Source organism: Nocardia pneumoniae NBRC 100136, assembly GCF_000308755.1.
Taxonomy (GTDB): domain Bacteria; phylum Actinomycetota; class Actinomycetes; order Mycobacteriales; family Mycobacteriaceae; genus Nocardia; species Nocardia pneumoniae.
On sequence record NZ_BAGF01000151.1, the window covers coordinates 28,614 to 44,535 of the forward strand.

The following is a 15,922-nucleotide window of genomic DNA, read 5'->3' on the forward strand; positions in this document are numbered from 1 at the left end:
GGCCCAGTCGACTCGTCGACCCCGGTCGGCGCGGGTGCAGATTTGCGCTGCAAGAACCGAGCGATGTCGCGCACGGTCGGATAGTCGAAAACGAGTCCGGCGGGCAGCGGCATCCCGATTTCGGCGGCCAGCGCGGCACGCAACTCCATCCCGGTGAGCGAGTCGACACCCGTGTCATGCAGCGGCAGATCGGGATCGAGCTCGCTCGCGCGATCGAGCACTCGCATTGCGACGCGCTGCACGATCGTCTCCCACGGCGCGGAATCGGTCGGCGCTTTTGATTGCGGCACTGTCGTCGGCGTCGTCGAAACCTCTCCGGCAATGGGTGTCGCTGTAGCGGTTGCTGTTGGGATCGTCGTCCCGGCCGTCACGGGCCCGCTCGAGTTCGCGTACCAGCGCTGCGGCACGAAATCGAAGACGCCGGGTGTGGCGCTGTCCAGTCGAAGGAGATGATCCAGCGCCGTGTCCGCGTCGTTCGCATACAGCGGCGGCAGCCCGCGCCGGGTCAGCCGGGCGGTGATATCCGCTCGGTCGGCGGCCATGCCCACGTCGGCGAACGGCCCCCACGCGATGCTCAACGCGGGCAGTCCCTCGGCCCGCCGCCGCCACGCCAACGCGTCCAACGCCGCGTTGGCGGCCGCGTAGTTCGCCTGACCGGGCGTGCCGAGCACGCCCGCCACGGACGAATAGGTGACGAACAGGTCGAGCGGCTGGTCGCGAGTGAGCTCGTCGAGGTGCCGCGCCGCATGATATTTGGGCCCGAGCACGGTTTCGAATCTCGACCACGACTGTTCGGTCACCACGCCGTCGTCGAGGACGCCCGCGCAGTGGACCACGCCACGCAGCGGCGGCAACCCGGATTCCTCGATGCTTCGCAGCAGCGCCGCGACGGCCGCACGGTCGCTCACATCCGCCTGGCGCGCGGCCACGCGAATACCGCTCGCGCGCAACGATTCCAGCAATTGCGAACCGGCCGCGTCCGGCGCTCGTCTGCCGACCAGCACCAGATGCCCTGCCCCACGGGCCGCCAGCCAGCGCGCGGCCGCCGCACCGAGACCACCGAATCCGCCGGTGACCAGATAGGTGCCGTCGGTGAGCCGGTCGCCGCGCCGGGCGGCCACCGGCGCGGCATCCCTGCCGAGCAGCACGACGCGGCCAGGGTGCTCGCGCCGCGACATTGCGCGAAATGCCGTGGCGGCGTCATCGATGCCGTGCACTGCGTGCGGCAGCGCATGCAACGCGCCCTGCTCGAACAGCGCCATCACGGTCCGCAAAATCGCGCCGAGGCGCTGCGGGTCGACGGCGGCCGGATCGAATTCGCGGTGATCGATATCGTGACGTGCGCTCACACGCGTCTGCACCGGATCGATGACATCCACGAACCGTCCACTTGGACAGAGGATTTCGGCGCCGTGTACGACAAGGTCCCCGCCGAGAGCGTGCACGACGACATCCAGCCCCCGCCCCGCGGTCGCCACCCGGACGCGTTCGGCCAGCTCATGGTCGCGCCAGGCATCGAGCTGGGTGACCGGCAGACCCGCGTTGTCGGCCCAGCGTCGCAGCGCCGCCGTCGTGAACACCTGCGCGCCCGCGTGCGCGGCCAGCGCAACCGCGGCCATACCGATCCCGTCGGCGGGCGCGTGCACGAGGACGCGGTCACCGGCCCGCAGCTCACCGACGTCGAACAACGCGTGCCAGGCCGTGGTGAAAGCGAACGGCACCGTCGCGCCTTCAGCGAAGGACAGCTGATCGGGCAGCGCGGCGACCAGACGATGATCCACCGTCACATAGCGGGCGAAACTGCCGTTGGCCAGCGCGACAACACGGTCGCCGACCGCGAATTCCGCGACTCCCGCACCGACTGCCACGACCCGTCCGGCGCATTCCGCGCCCAATGCCGCGGCGGCGTCCGGATGTAAGCCGGAGGCGACCCAGATGTCGTGTGCGTTGAGACCGGTGGCGGCCACGGCGATCTCGACCTCACCGGTTCCGGGTGCGCGTCGAGCGCCGGATTCCAGGCGCAGCCGGTCGAACTGGCCGGAACGGTGTGCGACCAAACGGTAGTCCTCGGCGGGCGCGGGGCCCGCCGCGAGGCGCGCGGCCAGCCAATGGCCGTCGCGGATGGCGAACTCGCCTGCCTCGCGTGCGCCGAGCATCCCCTCGGCGATCAGCGCGCCGTCCGTGGGTTCCTCCGGTAGGTCGAGCAAACGGCAGCCGAACTCCGGGTGTTCGGTCGCCAGCGTGCGCCCGAACCCCCACAGCAGAGCCTGATCGGGGTCAGGTCGGTCGGCGGCGACGACGCGCTGCGCGTTCACCGTCAGCAGCCACAGTGCCGCGGGCGGACGCCCTGACCCGTCCAGCGCACGGGCCAGCCGCAGGGCTGCGTCGATGCGCGTCCGGGAGGCGACAGCGGTCCAGGCGAAAACGACGCCGTGCGCCGAACTCGTGTCGGCCATGCCGATCACGGATGCCGGGTCGTCGATGTCCTCGGGCCGGACGACCACGGTCTGTGCGCCGCGCGCGGCCAGTCCGGCGGCGATGGCGTCGCCGACCGGTCCGTCACTGAAGATCAACCAGCGACCCGCGCTCGAGCCCCGAACCGGTAGGTCGTCCGCCGCGGGCGTCCAGTCGACGTGATGCAGCAGCTGAGCGATCCTCGACGATTCCGCTTCGGGCGCATGGGGTTCCGGTTCTGCCACAGGGGTGTTCGCGGCGAGCAGACACACCCCGCTCAGCCGCGCGAGCAGGCGCCCGGACGCGGTGCGGAGTGTGGCGTCACCGACGACGACCCGTCCGCCACGCTCGGTCACCCGCACTCGACACCTGACGGTCGTATCCCCGACAGTCGGCCTGCCGAACAATTGAGCACGATCTATAGCCGATGGCAAGAACAGCGCATCCGCCGACGCGCCGGTCAGCACGACGGTGTGCAGGCAGGCGTCCAGCAGGATCGGATCGAGCGTCGCCGCGTCGTGCTCGGGCAACCGGAACACCGCTTCGGCCTCGGTGTCGCTGATGCGCCGGAACTCGGTGGCGCAGCGGTAGTCCGCGCCCAAGTGCAGACCCAGTCGCGCCAGCTTCTCGTAGTAGGCGGGCCATACCCGCGCGTCCGCATCGGTCGTCGCCGCGTCCTCAGCTGTGCCGTCGAACGAGTTCGGCTCCGTGACAGCGAGTTTCGCGTCCGCGATCGAAGTTCCGTCGGCGTGGACGATTCGTACGTCGTATCCGTCCGAGCCGAGATCGAGCGTCACCCGCACCGTTGCTTCGGCGGTGACCTCCAACGGCGTCACCAGCCGCAGCCCCGTGATCACCCAGGTTCCGGGCAGCTGGGCGGCAAGGCCGCTCACCTGGGTGCACAGCCATGCCGCGGGCACGGTCGGCACGCCGCGCAGCCGGTGCCCCGCGAACATCTCCGGAGTGACCCGCAGGGCGCGCGACGACGGCGTGGCATCCGGCCGTGCCGCGAGTTCCAGCCAGTGCCTCTTGCGTTGGAACGGGTAGGTCGGCAAGTCCACATGGCGCCGTGGGCGATCGGAATAGACCTTCGCCCAGTCGATCTCGGCTCCACTCACATACCGGCGGGCCAGATCGCCCGCATCGCCCGACTCGGCCAGATCGGCGACCGACCCGCTAGCGGTGATCCCGGAGGCGACATTGTCGAGCGCCGCCCGCAGCTGTGCCGCGGTATCGACCGTGATCGCCACCCGCTCGCCGAAATGCGTCCGGCCCAGCGCGGCCGAGGAGCACACCTCCGCCAGCCCGGTCTCGGGATGCGCAGCCAGGAAATCCCGGTACCGGGCCGCCAGCTCACGCAGCGCGTCGGTGCTCTTGGCCGACAGGACCAGCAGGTGAGGTCCGGAATCGTCGACCGGACCGGCTTCCGCCACCGGCGGCGCCTCCTCGATCACCACGTGCGCGTTGGTTCCGCTGATCCCGAACGCGCTCACCCCTGCCCGGCGCGGCCGCCGGGAACGCCGCCACGGCCGCTCCTCGGCAACCACGCGGACGGCGACGGAATCCCAGTCGATATGCGGATTACCCGACCGGAAGTGCAGCGAGGCGGGGATGCGCTCGTGCCGCATCGACTCGATCACCTTGATGATGTTGGCGATACCGGCCGCGGCCTGGGTGTGCCCGAGATTCGACTTCACCGACCCGATCCACAGCGGTGCGGCCGCGGTGCGGCCGTCGCCCAGCACGGAGGCGAGCGCGTTGACCTCGATCGGATCGCCGAGAGCGGTTCCGGTGCCGTGGGTCTCGACGTAGTCGATCTGCGCGGCCTCGACCGCGGCGTCCGCGAGCGCCGCTCGGATGACCCGCTCCTGCGCCGGACCATTCGGCGCGCTCAGCCCCTGGCTGCGACCGTCGGAGTTGACCGCCGACCCGCGCACCAACCCGAGCACCCGGTCGCCGTCCCGCCGGGCGTCCGCCAGCCGTTTGAGCACGAGCACCCCCGCGCCGTCGCTCCAGACCACACCATCGGCGCGCGCGTCGAAGCTCTTGCATCGCCCGTCGGCGGCCAGTCCGCGCGCCCGGGCGAAGTAGATGTCGAGCGAAGGAGTGAGCACAACCGTGGCGCCACCGGCCAGTGCGAGGTCGCATTCGCCGCTGCGCAGGCTACGCACCGCCGTGTGCACCGTCACCAGCGACGACGAGCATGCGGTATCGACGGTCAGGCTCGGTCCGTTGGCGCCGAAGAAATACGAGAGCCGTCCGGAGGCGACACTGGACAGATTGCCGGTGCCGAACCAGGCATTGGGCGCCAGATCGGCTCGCGCCATCCGCTCGGCGTAGTCGTTGGACATCAGACCGATGAAGACTCCGGTCCGGCTGCCCTCCAATCGGCTCGCGGGATATCCGGCGTGTTCCAACGCTTCCCAGGACGTTTCCAGCAGCAGCCGCTGCTGAGGATCCAGCATGCGCGCCTCGCCGACGGAGATGTCGAAGAATCCGGCGTCGAACTCCTCGACGCCGTCGACGAAACCGCCCCAGCGCGTGTAGGTCTTGCCTTCGGCGTCCGGGTCGGGATCGAAATAGGCGTTCACGTCCCAGCGGTGCGCGGGCACTTCCGTCACCGCGTCGGTCTCGGTGGTGAGCAGATGCCACAGGTCCGCCGGTCCGCGAACGCCACCGGGATAACGGCAGCCCATGCCGATGATCGCGATCGCGTCGGCGTAATCGTCGGCGGCACGTTCGGATTCAGGATTTGTGAACTGCGACACGTTGGGCGCAGTAGGTGTAACCGGCGGTTCAGTTGGGTACATGGAGTGCGTGAGCTGCTCGGAGATGCGCGTGTTCGGTCGCTGTTCGGCCTGCTCCTGTGCCGTGCGGCGCGGGGCGCCGCCCTCGCGCGCGCTCAACCGGGCGATCTCCTCGGACACCGCGGCCACGGTCGGATGATCGAACAGCAGGGTCGCCGGAAGCCGCACCCCCAGGTCGGCGGAGAGCGCGTTGCGCAGCTCGACGGCCATCATCGAATCCAGGCCGAGCTCACGCAGCGGCGTGCGATCGGAAACAGCCGCGCTGCGGCCGAGCGCGGTCATGGCGTGGGTACGGACCAGCTCGAGCAGATCCGCCGCCGCACGCGGGGCTTCCATGTCCTGCTCGTCGGCATCGGCCACCGCCTCCTGCCGCGTCGAAGCGTCCGCGGCAGCGGGGAACACCGCGACGACCCCCTCCGCCGCCAGCAGCGAGCGCAGCGCCCGAGCGCCATCTTCGGCGGCGAGTTCGGCGATGCCGCGGCGTTCCCAGGCGCGGCGGGCCGCGTCGCTGAGTCCTCCGGCCATGCCGGTGCCCGCCCACGGGCCCCACGCGATACTGACGGCGGGCAGGCCCTCGGCGAGCCGCAGGCGCGCGAGAGCATCGAGATACGCGTTCGCCGCGGCGTAATTGCCTTGTCCAGCCGTGCCCACCGTGGCGCTGACCGAGGAGAACAACACGAACAGCTCGAGCGAGTGTTCCGCGGTCAGCTCGTGCAAGTGCCAGGCTCCGGCGACTTTTCCGGCGAACACGCGATCGACGTGCGCCGGGGTCTGCTCGATCAGCATCGCGTCGTCGAGCACGCCCGCGCAGTGCACCACTCCGGCCAGTCGGGGAAGTTCGCCGCCGAAGCGAGCGAGCAAGCCGGACAGGGCGTTTCGGTCTGCGACGTCGACCGTCGCGGTCTCGACCCGAGTGCCCAAGGCGGCGATCCGCGCCATCTCCCGCTGGGCGTGAGCGTCCGGGTCAGTGCGCCCGACCAGCACCACGGTGCCCGCACCGCACTCGGCCAGCGTCCGCGCGGCCGTCAAACCCAGCGCTCCGCGCCCGCCGGTGATCAGATACGCCGCATCACGCTCGAGTCGCGGCGCTTCCCCGGCGTCGTCGAACGACTCCGTCCGCGTCACGTAGCGCTGGCGTCCGCGCAGCGCTACCACGAAATCCGCTGCGCTGGAAGCGAGTTCGTCGATCAGACGGCGGTCGTCGCAGCGTGCGCCCACCGGCAGATCGATCAGGCGGCAGCGCAGTTCGGGCAGCTCGGTGCGCACCACCGCGCCCAGTCCCCACAGCGTGGCCGCGGCGGGGCGCACGCGTTCGCCGGGCAGCGCGCCGGTGGCCCCCATGGTCACCAGGTACAGCGGGCCGGCCGTGGCCGCCCGCGCCATCGCCTGAACCACGCCGAGGACGAATTCGGTCTCCGTGCGCGCGGTGTCGGCGCTGTCGTCGGCCTCGGTGTCGGCGAGGTAGACCACCGCCCGGTTGTCGTCGGGCCAGGCGGCGGGATCGGTCGTGCGCTCCACCGCCACCGCGTCGGTGCCCGCGGCGCGCAACGCGGCGGCGAGCCGGTCGGCCTGCTGCCCGACGCCGATCACCAGCGTCGCGTCGGGGCCGCGGCCGGTCGCCGAGGCCGCGGCAGGTTCCCAGACCGGAACGCGCACCAGGCCGGACAAGAGGTCTCGATCCTGCGATTGCCCGGCCGCGCCGGACTCGGCGAACCACACGTCGTCGAACTCACAAACCACCGCGCCCGCGGTATCGAAAACAGTGATGCGGACCGTGCGGCCGGTGCGTTCGGCCAGCGCCCACGCCTTCGCCGCCGTCTCCCCGCCGGACACACGCAATCTGCCGATGCCGACCGGCAACTGCGCCGCATGACTGTGCCGGGCGGTCAACGCGAGACCGGTCTGCACCGCGGCGTCCAGCAGACACGCCAGTGCCGCGTCCGGTTCGCCGGCCAGCTCCGCGGGGCGGGTCAGTTCGGCGAGCACGCTGCTGCCGGTGACGTGCAGCCGGGTGATCCAGCGAAACCGCGGGCCGAAGCTCAACCCCGCGTCCGCGCAGCGGCGATAGAAATCCGCGACCTCCCACTCGGTGGAGGACGCGCGGCGTGCCTCGGCCAGGTCGTTGGAGTCACGCGGACGCTTCGACGTGGCGGCTCGCACCGATCCGGAAGCCGCTGTGCGAGCGCCGTTCCCGACGTGGAAGCGCACATCGGCGTGGCCGTCCGCGCCGGAGACGATCGGGTCGGCCAATTCCTCCAGCGGCACCGGCCGGGCCGCGACGAAGTCGACGAGCTCGCGGTTCGCGCCCCCGGCCGCACGCAACGCTCGCAGGGCGAGATAGGCGGCGGGCACCACGGCCCGGTCCTGGAACCGGTGCTCGGCGAGATATCCGGTGTTCGAGGACGCGCCAGCGATCGGCACAGTGATCCGTTCTCGTTCGAAGGGGTAGGTGGGCAGCCCGTTGCGCCGCCGCGCTCGCGGCGGAATCACCGCCGTCCAATCGATGTCCGCACCGGCGCAATACATTTCCCCGAGTCCGGTGAGCAGCACCTCGTCGTCGGTGGACGTCCGGCGCATACTCGGCAGCCACAGCGCGTCCGGGTCGGCCTGCCGACCGAACTCCAGCAGCACCGGATGCGGTCCCACCTCGAGATAGGCGTCCACGCCGAAGTCGGCCACCGACCGCACGCCGTCGGCGAACCGCACCGTGCCGCGGGCATGCGCACGCCAGTACGCGGCGTCCAACGCGGCCTCGATCCGAGTGCCGGTCACGTTCGACACCAGTGGAATCACCGCCGCTCGCGGCGCGGGGACCAGCTCGGCGACCCGGGTTTCGAACTCGTCCAGCATCGGATCCAGCAGCGGCGAGTGGAATGCCGTGCTGCCGGGCAACTTCACCGAGCGGCTCGACCGCCGGGCAGCGTCCTCGAGGATCCGGCGCACCGCCTCCGCCGTTCCGGAGACCACGAACTGTCCCGGACCGTTGACCGCCGCCACGGCCACCTCCGCCGCCAACTCGTCCAGCAGCGCCGCGAACTCCTCGGGTTTGCCGAAGACCGCCGCCATCGCGCCCGGCCGAGCCACCGACTGCATCAGCCGACCGCGCTCAGCCGCCAGACGCAGCCCGGTCTCCAGGTCGAGAACTCCCGCGACGGTCGCCGCCACCAGCTCACCAAGGCTGTGGCCGAGCACGATATCGGGGCGAACGCCGAAGGTCGCCCACAGTTCGGCACACGCCCATTCGATCGCGAACAGCGCTGGTTGCGCGTACTCGGTGCGGCTCAGCACCTCGTCGTTCGCCTCGAACAGCACAGATCGCAAACGCAATCCGCCGGGCAGCGGTCCGAGGATGTCGTCACAGCGGTCCAGCGCCGCGCGGAAAGCCGGATACCCGCGGTCGAGCGCCGCACCCATCCCCGCGTACTGCGCTCCCTGCCCCGTGAACAGCATCGCCACCCGCGGCTTCCCCGAATCCAGGTCGGTCGACCGACCAGGTGGTTCTGCGAGTTTCCGCGCGGCCTCCGCAACAGTCCGCGCAACGACCGCGCGCCGGTGCGCAAAATGCGAGCGCCCGAGCGCCGCGGTGGCGGCGATGTCGGCGAGTGGCGACTGGGTCGTATCCAATTGCTCGACGTAGCGCCGAGAGAGTGCGTCGAGGGCGGAGGCGGTCCGCGCCGAAAGAGCAAGCAGCTCAGGTTGTTCCGCGTCCACGGTCGGCGACGGTTCGGGCGCCTGCTCCAGCAGCACGTGCGCATTGGTGCCCGCGAACCCGAACGAGCTCACCCCCGCCAGCCGTGGCCGGTCGGTGCGCGGCCACGCGACATCGTCGGTCGGCACCGCCAGTGCCGTGCCATCGAGCGCGATCTTGGGATTCATCGTGGCGAAATCGTGCTGGCGCGGAATGCGTTCGTGCTCCAGTTGCAGCACCGCTTTGATCAACCCGGCGATGCCTGCCGCCGCCTCGAGATGACCGATCTGGGATTTGACCGAACCGAGCAGGCAGACCGACCCGTCCGCCCGCGGCGCGCCCAGAACCTGGGACAGCGCCTCGATCTCGATCGGATCGCCCAGTGGCGTACCGGTGCCGTGTGTTTCGACGTAGCCGACCTGGTCGGCGGCGCATCCGGCGTCGGCCAGCGCGTCACGCAGCAGCTCGCGTTGCGCGGTCGGGTTCGGCGCGGTCAGTCCCATGGAACGACCGTCGTGGTTCACGCTCGAGCCTCGGATGAGCGCCCGGATGGGATCGCCGTCGGCGAGCGCCTTGGACAGCGGTTTCAAAACGACGACACCCGCGCCTTCGCCCCGCACATACCCGTTCGCCCGCGCGTCGAAAGGACGGCAGTGCCCGTCCGGTGAGAGCGCGCCCATCCGGGCCAGCGCCTCGGAGGTGAGTTCGGACTGCAGCAGATTCACCCCGCCCGCCAACGCCACCTCGCACTCCCCCGCCCGCAGACTGCGACACGCCTGGTGCACCGCCACCAGCGACGACGAACACGCCGTATCGATCGCCACCGCGGGGCCACGCAACCCGAGCACATAGGACACCCGCCCGGCCACGATGCTCGACATCGTTCCGGTGAGCGTGTGCGCGTCCACCGAGTTCACCCAGTCCGGCGTGATCGTGCGCTGGTACTCCTGCCAGCTGACGCCGAGGAAGACCCCGGTGCGCGCCGCGGCGGGCCCGTTCGGCGCCAGCGCCGCGTCTTCCATTGCCTCCCAAGCCACTTCGAGCACCAGACGCTGCTGCGGATCCATCGACGCCGCTTCGCGCGGCGCGATGCCGAGGAACTCCGTGTCCATGGCATCGATCGGCCCGGCGAGCAGACCGGCCCGCCGCCGCGCCCGCCGAGGCGCCGAATCCGCTACCGGCCAACGGTTTTCCGGCACTTCGACAATCGCGCCGCGCCCCGAGGAGAGCAGTTCCCAGTACTGCTGCGGACTTTCGGCGCCGCCGGGGAAGCGGCAGCCCATGCCGATGACGGCGATCGGTTCCTGCCGCGGACCTGTCTCCAACTCCTGAATCCGGCGAAGTGCCCGTGTCAGCAAGACCCGAAGGTCGTACCCATCATCCGCCATCTAGCCACGCCACCCACATCGTGCAAAGTTGTGACGTGGAACATACGACGGCCCCGGTTAGCCGTCAATTATGTGCTGTGTGCACAAGATTAACTCAAGTTACCAACTAGTAGCTTGATCTTTCGCTCGGTGATGTTGCCAAGATGAAACATTCACTTTTGAAGGATTCACTTCAGAGCGCCGGATGCACCCGTTCCGCGCCGATCCGATCGATCCGGTCGCGGCCCCACGCGCCGAGCGGCGCGAGCGCGGCGTTCAGGGCGACGCCGAGGTCGGTCAGCCGGTATTCGACACGCGGCGGGACCTCGCCGTATACGGTCCTGTCGACGATGCCGTCTTCCTCCAGCTCGCGCAGCTGCTGGATCAGCATCTTCTCCGAGATCCCCGGCAACCCCTTGCGCAGTTCGCCGAAACGCCGGACACCGAAGTTCTCCAGCTCCCACAGGATCAACGCCTTCCACTTGCCGCCGACCACATCCATCGCGGCGTCGATGCCGCAGAAGTATGGCCCTGATCGCTTCGCGCCCATCGTGCATCCTCTCTACCTGTTCACATACGAATTAGTAAGTACCAGACCAATTAGTGGGTACTTGTCCACTCGTCGGGCATCGAGCAGTCTTGGTTGCGGCGCGCCGACCAGGACCTTCTCGATCCAAGGAGTTGAACCCGCAATGGCGGAAACCACGAACACCCCGGTAACCATCCTGGGACTGGGCGCGATGGGCCAGGCCCTGGCCGCGACCTTGCTGAAGTCAGGCCTCGCGACAACGGTCTGGAACCGCACCCCCGGCAAGGACGCCGAACTCGTCGCCGCCGGAGCTATCGGCGCCAGAACCGTCTCAGACGCGATCAGCGCGGGTGGCGCGATCATCACCGTCCTGTTCGACCACGCTTCGGTGCACGCCACCCTCGACCCGGTGGCCGACCAGCTGTCCGGGCGGCAGCTGATCAACCTGACCACCACCGCGCCGAACGAGGCCCGTGAACTCGCCAGCTGGGCGGCCGGGCACGGCATCGCCTACCTCGACGGCGGAATCATGGCGGTCCCGTCCATGATCGGCCAGCCCGGCGCCTCGATCCTCTACAGCGGCTCGCGGACCGTCTTCGACACCCATCGCGAGACCCTCGAATTGCTCGCCGCCGCAGAATACTTCGGCGACGACGCCGGCTTCGCGTCGACCTACGACTTCGCCCTGCTCGCCGCCATGTACGCCATGTTCGGCGGCTTCCTGCACGGCGCGGCCATGATGCGCTCGGTCGGCGTCCCCGCCGCCGACTTCGCCCATCGGGCCGCCGCGTGGCTCACCGCGATGACCCAGACACTCCCCCTGCAAGGCCAGGCCATCGACGCCGCCGACTACACCGGCCCATCCATCCAGCCCATCGCCTTCCACAAAGCGGCCCTCGACGCGATCAACCGCGCCAGCCGCGACGCGGACGTCACCCTCGACTTCGTCGCCCCCCTCAAGAACCTCCTCGACCGCCAAGTAGCCGACGGCCACGGCCACCTCGCCTTCGAACGCACATTCGAAGAACTCCGCTAACCCACCGCACGGGCCGCGCCGGGACGAACCCCGGCCCGGCCCACCCCGAACCACCCCTCCGCAACCATCCGACAATCCCCAGGTCAGGCCACGATTTGGTCCACGCCCGGCGATCCGATAATCTTGCTGAGCACACCGGTCCGGGTGGCGGAATGGCAGACGCGCTAGCTTGAGGTGCTAGTGCCCTTTATCGGGCGTGGGGGTTCAAGTCCCCCTCCGGACACAGACACTACGCACACGGGTGGTTGTGGAGCAGTTTCTGCCACGACCACCCGTTTTTCGTGGTCGTAGGTGAGCTTCAGGCCGAGTTGCCGGTAGACCTCGAGTTTGTCGGTGGGGTCAGCCGCCTTCAGTATGTGGACCAGGCCGCCCAGCGAGGTCACAAGCTGGTGGATCTCCTCCTTGCTCATGTGGTGATCCGCGCGTTGCTCAACTTCCAGCGCGGCGAGCTGTGCCGCGGTGGCCCGGCGTTCGCGCTGGACCTGCTGGGTCCAGCCCGCCACAAGAGCCGGGTCGGTGCCCGCTTCCAGTGCTGCTCGGTACCGGGACAGCTTGCGGTCGTATTCGGCAACCGACCGTCGTGCACTCTCGATGGCGGATGTGTTGTCGGTCTGCGCATCCTCGAGCATGGTCAGCGAATGCTCGATCCGGTCGGGGTGGAAGATGTCGGCCAACCATGCATCGATCGGGGCGCTGAGCTGGTCTTCGCGCAGGTAGACGGTCGTCGGGTGGTCGATCTTGTTAGCGAGGGCGTACTCGGAGGGATACCGGCAGCGGTAGTGCGGCAGCCTGTGGTTCCAGTTGCCTTGCATGCGGCGTCCGCAGGCGTCGTGGAACAACAGTCCCTTGAAGGCGTACGGGCGCTGGCGGCGGGTAGTGGTCCTGCCCGTCGACTGCGGGCCTCGGGCGGCGAGCCGAAGTTGTGTCTGCTCGAAGACGTCCTTGCTGATGAGCGCGCCATGGGCAGGTTGGTCGGAGTAGACCCACTCCGTCTTCGCGTTCCACGCCAAGCGGGTGTGATGGCCCAAGGCGACGTCATCGACGTCGATAAGGGACTCCTGCTTGCGCTGTTTGTTCTACACCTCGTAGCCGGTGTAGCGCGGATTGCCCAGGATCGCGCGCACCGCGCTCTTGGACCACGCGGCGCCGGAGCGATGGCTGTTGCGCCTGCGGTCGTAGGCCGACGGGCACAAGATGTTGTCGGCGGTCAGGCGTTGCGCGATAGCGAAAATCCCTATGCCGGACAAGTACTCGCTGAAGATCCGTTGCACCACCGGCGCGGTGACAGGGTCGGGTTCAAGGGTATGTAGCCGTTTACCGTCGGCGGCTTTGCCCGGATTCGGATGAGGCCCGGCGTCTGCGAGACGATACCCGTAGGGTGGTCGGCCGCCGAGGTAGCGGCCCTCGACTTGCGCTTGCGCGGCCATGGCGGCGCGGACGCGGATCTTGATGCGGTTGCGTTCGCCTTTGGACATGCCGCCGAACACCGACATGATCAGATCGTGTGCTTCGGAGTCCGGGTCGATCGGGCCGCCGACCTCCGGCACCCACAGTTGCACGCCGTAGTGGACGAAGACCGGAAACGTCAGCCCGAACTGGTTGCCGTAGAACGCGCGCTGCGGTTCCCCGATCACGACCGCGTCGAACCCTCGCTCGGGCTCTTTGAGCAGCTCGAGCAACCGCCCGGCTGCGGGGCGGCGCTTCCACGGAATCGACCGCGACTGCCCGATGTCGAAGAACTCCGCGACGATCTGCCCGTGCTGACCGACCAGAGCGTTCGCTCGTCCGAGCTGCCAGTTGCGAGACGCTTCCGGATCTTGCTGGTCTTCGGTGGAGACCCGCCCGGCGAAAGCGAACCTGATCATTGCTGCGATTCCTCCTGCTGGTTGAGAAAGACATCGGTGTTCGGTGACGACCGCGCCGCACCGCCCCATCCTCGGGAGTTGTGGCGGAGGAAGTCGGCCGTGGATTCGATACTGGAATCGGTCGGGGACTATCGACAGTCTCGCCACGAGTCTCGCGGACATGTCGGAGGATAATCTCCAGCAACACTTAGCGGCTACGGCGTTCAGCTCAGGCGGGCCGCCCGGGGCGAAGACTGTGAGGTCCTTCGTGCAGCTTCGGGCAGCGTCATCATGAGCGTTGCCGCGATCAGAGCGCACGGCGCACGTCCTCGACTACGGTCGCCAACTGGCGGCTGTCCGTTGATGATCCGCATCTCGTTCTGCACCGATCGCGAGCCCCGTGCGTTCGGGCGTGGCTATCCCTCCGCCGAGAACCAAAGACCGATGCGCTGGGGCGAGTAGTCGTGAACGAAAGCGGCGCGGGCGGCAAAGGCCCAGGAACAGCTCGGGCGCCAAGAGGGTCAGTAGAGAGCTGACCGTGGAGATCGAAGGGCATGGTTCCTCCAGGCCTGCCGATTCTCCCGCCTTCTATGAAAGCCGACTCCCGGTGATTTCGCTACCACCTGTGGGCGAAGGTGCGCCTGAGCATCAGCAGACTTGAATTCGCGACAGTCAGCCGGACGATTTCGCTCTCTGCTCGCATCAACGGAAGAAGTAGTTGCTGCGCAATAGAATTCGCTGCACCTGACGATCAGCTATTTCGCCGCATCCGTTGGAAATTCGGCGGGTTCCACTGGAACCTCAATCTGAGAAGAGTGCGGCTGGCTGAGCTTAGTTACCACCGGTCGATCCACCAGCTCGCCGTCGCTCCCGCGCTCGGCGTAGTGCTCGGAGATCCAGATTGTTCGATGCTTCCCCAACGATGGATACCATTGACGCCGGTAGTGGCCCCGAACACGCCATTTCAGCGCCTCCAGATTTACCGCTGCCCGAGGTTCACTGTCATGGTGACCGACGGGTTTCGCGGTGTACCGCACCACCACAGCAGGACGAGGCCGACGCGCACCGCCGAGGGACGGCACACGCCGTGTCCCTGGCCCCGTCGGTGCTGCCGCCAACAGCCGCGTCAAACGCCCCAGCTCCTCCACGCCCTTCGTGGTCCCATAGGAGTCCGCCACTCCGGTTTCCCGGTCGATCCTCACCATCGACCACATACTCTTGTTCAGGTTCGGATTACGTAGACGTCGACACAGCGTAGCTATCGGAATCCGTACGATATCCACGTATGTGCCGGTATCCCGCCACGCCAGCAGCACCCCATGCGTTGTCTCCACATCCCCTACCGCGAGCAGCACGCCGCACGTCGACGGCAGCGCCATGTCCCATCCGGCGCACCGCGCGGCGTCAGACAGGATCGCCTGTCCTGCAAGCCCATCTGCGAAGTACAAATCATGGTCGCCATCCGGGTCGACCAATACCCGACCGGCGGTGGCGACTGCCTGCGCCCAGTAAAGCATCGACCAGTTCTGGGCCAACAACGTCATGTACGGACCTGGTGCGACCACCCCGTAGCTGCGCGCCGCATCCGACAGCAATCTGCCGATCCGAGCCCCATCCGAGTCCAGGTAGATACGGCTCTGCTTTTCCAACAACAGCGCAGGAGCGAGCACATCCAACTCATTCCGCGCCCGCCGCGTTATTACCTCCACCACTTGCGGCATCGACTCGGCGGTGAGCATCGCGGAGGTGATGCTATCGACAGGAACCGTCAACAGCTTGGCGTTGACCACCGCCTTCACCGGCCACGGCGTCCGGTCCTCGACACCGTGGCGCCTGGCCAAGGTATACGCCACACGGGCAACCGGCTTTCCGGCGGCGAACTCGTCCCGCACAGTCTGCCGTTTGACCAACTGCGGCGCTCCTCGACCTCGAACACCGCGTTCCCTACTTGGGAGTGCCTGCTCCGACACCGCTGTATCCAACGACAACGACGGCAACCCCGGCAACGCCTTCCGCAGTTCTGCCAGCATGTCCAACCAATGCGGTTGGTCGAACAGATCCTGGCGCCCATCCACGACGTCCGCCCTCTGATGCTCCGAGCCGCCCCGGATGATCACCTCGGCGAACACGGCTGCCCGAGCCGACTCCGCCTGACCGACACTCACCATCGTTCGTTACCCAGTCCTTCGACGTTCCC

5 protein-coding genes and 1 tRNA gene (1 of these 6 running past the window's edge) are annotated in these 15,922 nt (G+C 68.4%); 2 read left to right on the forward strand and 4 right to left on the reverse strand.

What is annotated here, in order from left to right; translation table 11 throughout:
• Positions 1-10,337: the start of a type I polyketide synthase gene (locus ON34_RS36570; RefSeq protein WP_040786628.1), read on the reverse strand. It extends 11,539 nt beyond the left edge of the window; only the first 10,337 of its 21,876 coding nucleotides appear in the window; it begins with the start codon at positions 10,335-10,337; its stop codon lies off the left edge, out of view.
• A gap of 172 nt (positions 10,338-10,509) precedes the next feature.
• Complete coding sequence (locus ON34_RS31290; RefSeq protein WP_040786631.1) at positions 10,510-10,866, reverse strand: winged helix-turn-helix transcriptional regulator; 357 nt, start codon at positions 10,864-10,866, stop codon at positions 10,510-10,512.
• A gap of 142 nt (positions 10,867-11,008) precedes the next feature.
• Here ON34_RS31290 and ON34_RS31295 point away from each other — a divergent pair, with 142 nt between their 5' ends.
• Positions 11,009-11,881, forward strand: a complete 873-nt coding sequence (locus ON34_RS31295) for an NAD(P)-dependent oxidoreductase (RefSeq protein ID WP_040786632.1) — start codon at positions 11,009-11,011, stop codon at positions 11,879-11,881.
• A 138-nt stretch (positions 11,882-12,019) separates the two neighbouring features.
• Positions 12,020-12,104: transfer RNA gene (locus tag ON34_RS31300), tRNA-Leu, on the forward strand.
• 853 nt (positions 12,105-12,957) lie between these two features.
• Here the strand turns inward: ON34_RS31300 and ON34_RS37925 are convergent.
• The gene (locus ON34_RS37925; RefSeq protein ID WP_051023401.1) at positions 12,958-13,746 is read right to left on the reverse strand and encodes a recombinase family protein; all 789 of its coding nucleotides are present in this window, start codon (positions 13,744-13,746) and stop codon (positions 12,958-12,960) included.
• A gap of 734 nt (positions 13,747-14,480) precedes the next feature.
• Positions 14,481-15,893: a hypothetical protein gene (locus ON34_RS31310; protein ID WP_174372097.1), complete on the reverse strand. Its 1,413-nt coding sequence runs from the start codon at positions 15,891-15,893 to the stop codon at positions 14,481-14,483.
• Positions 15,894-15,922: the final 29 nt, after the last annotated feature.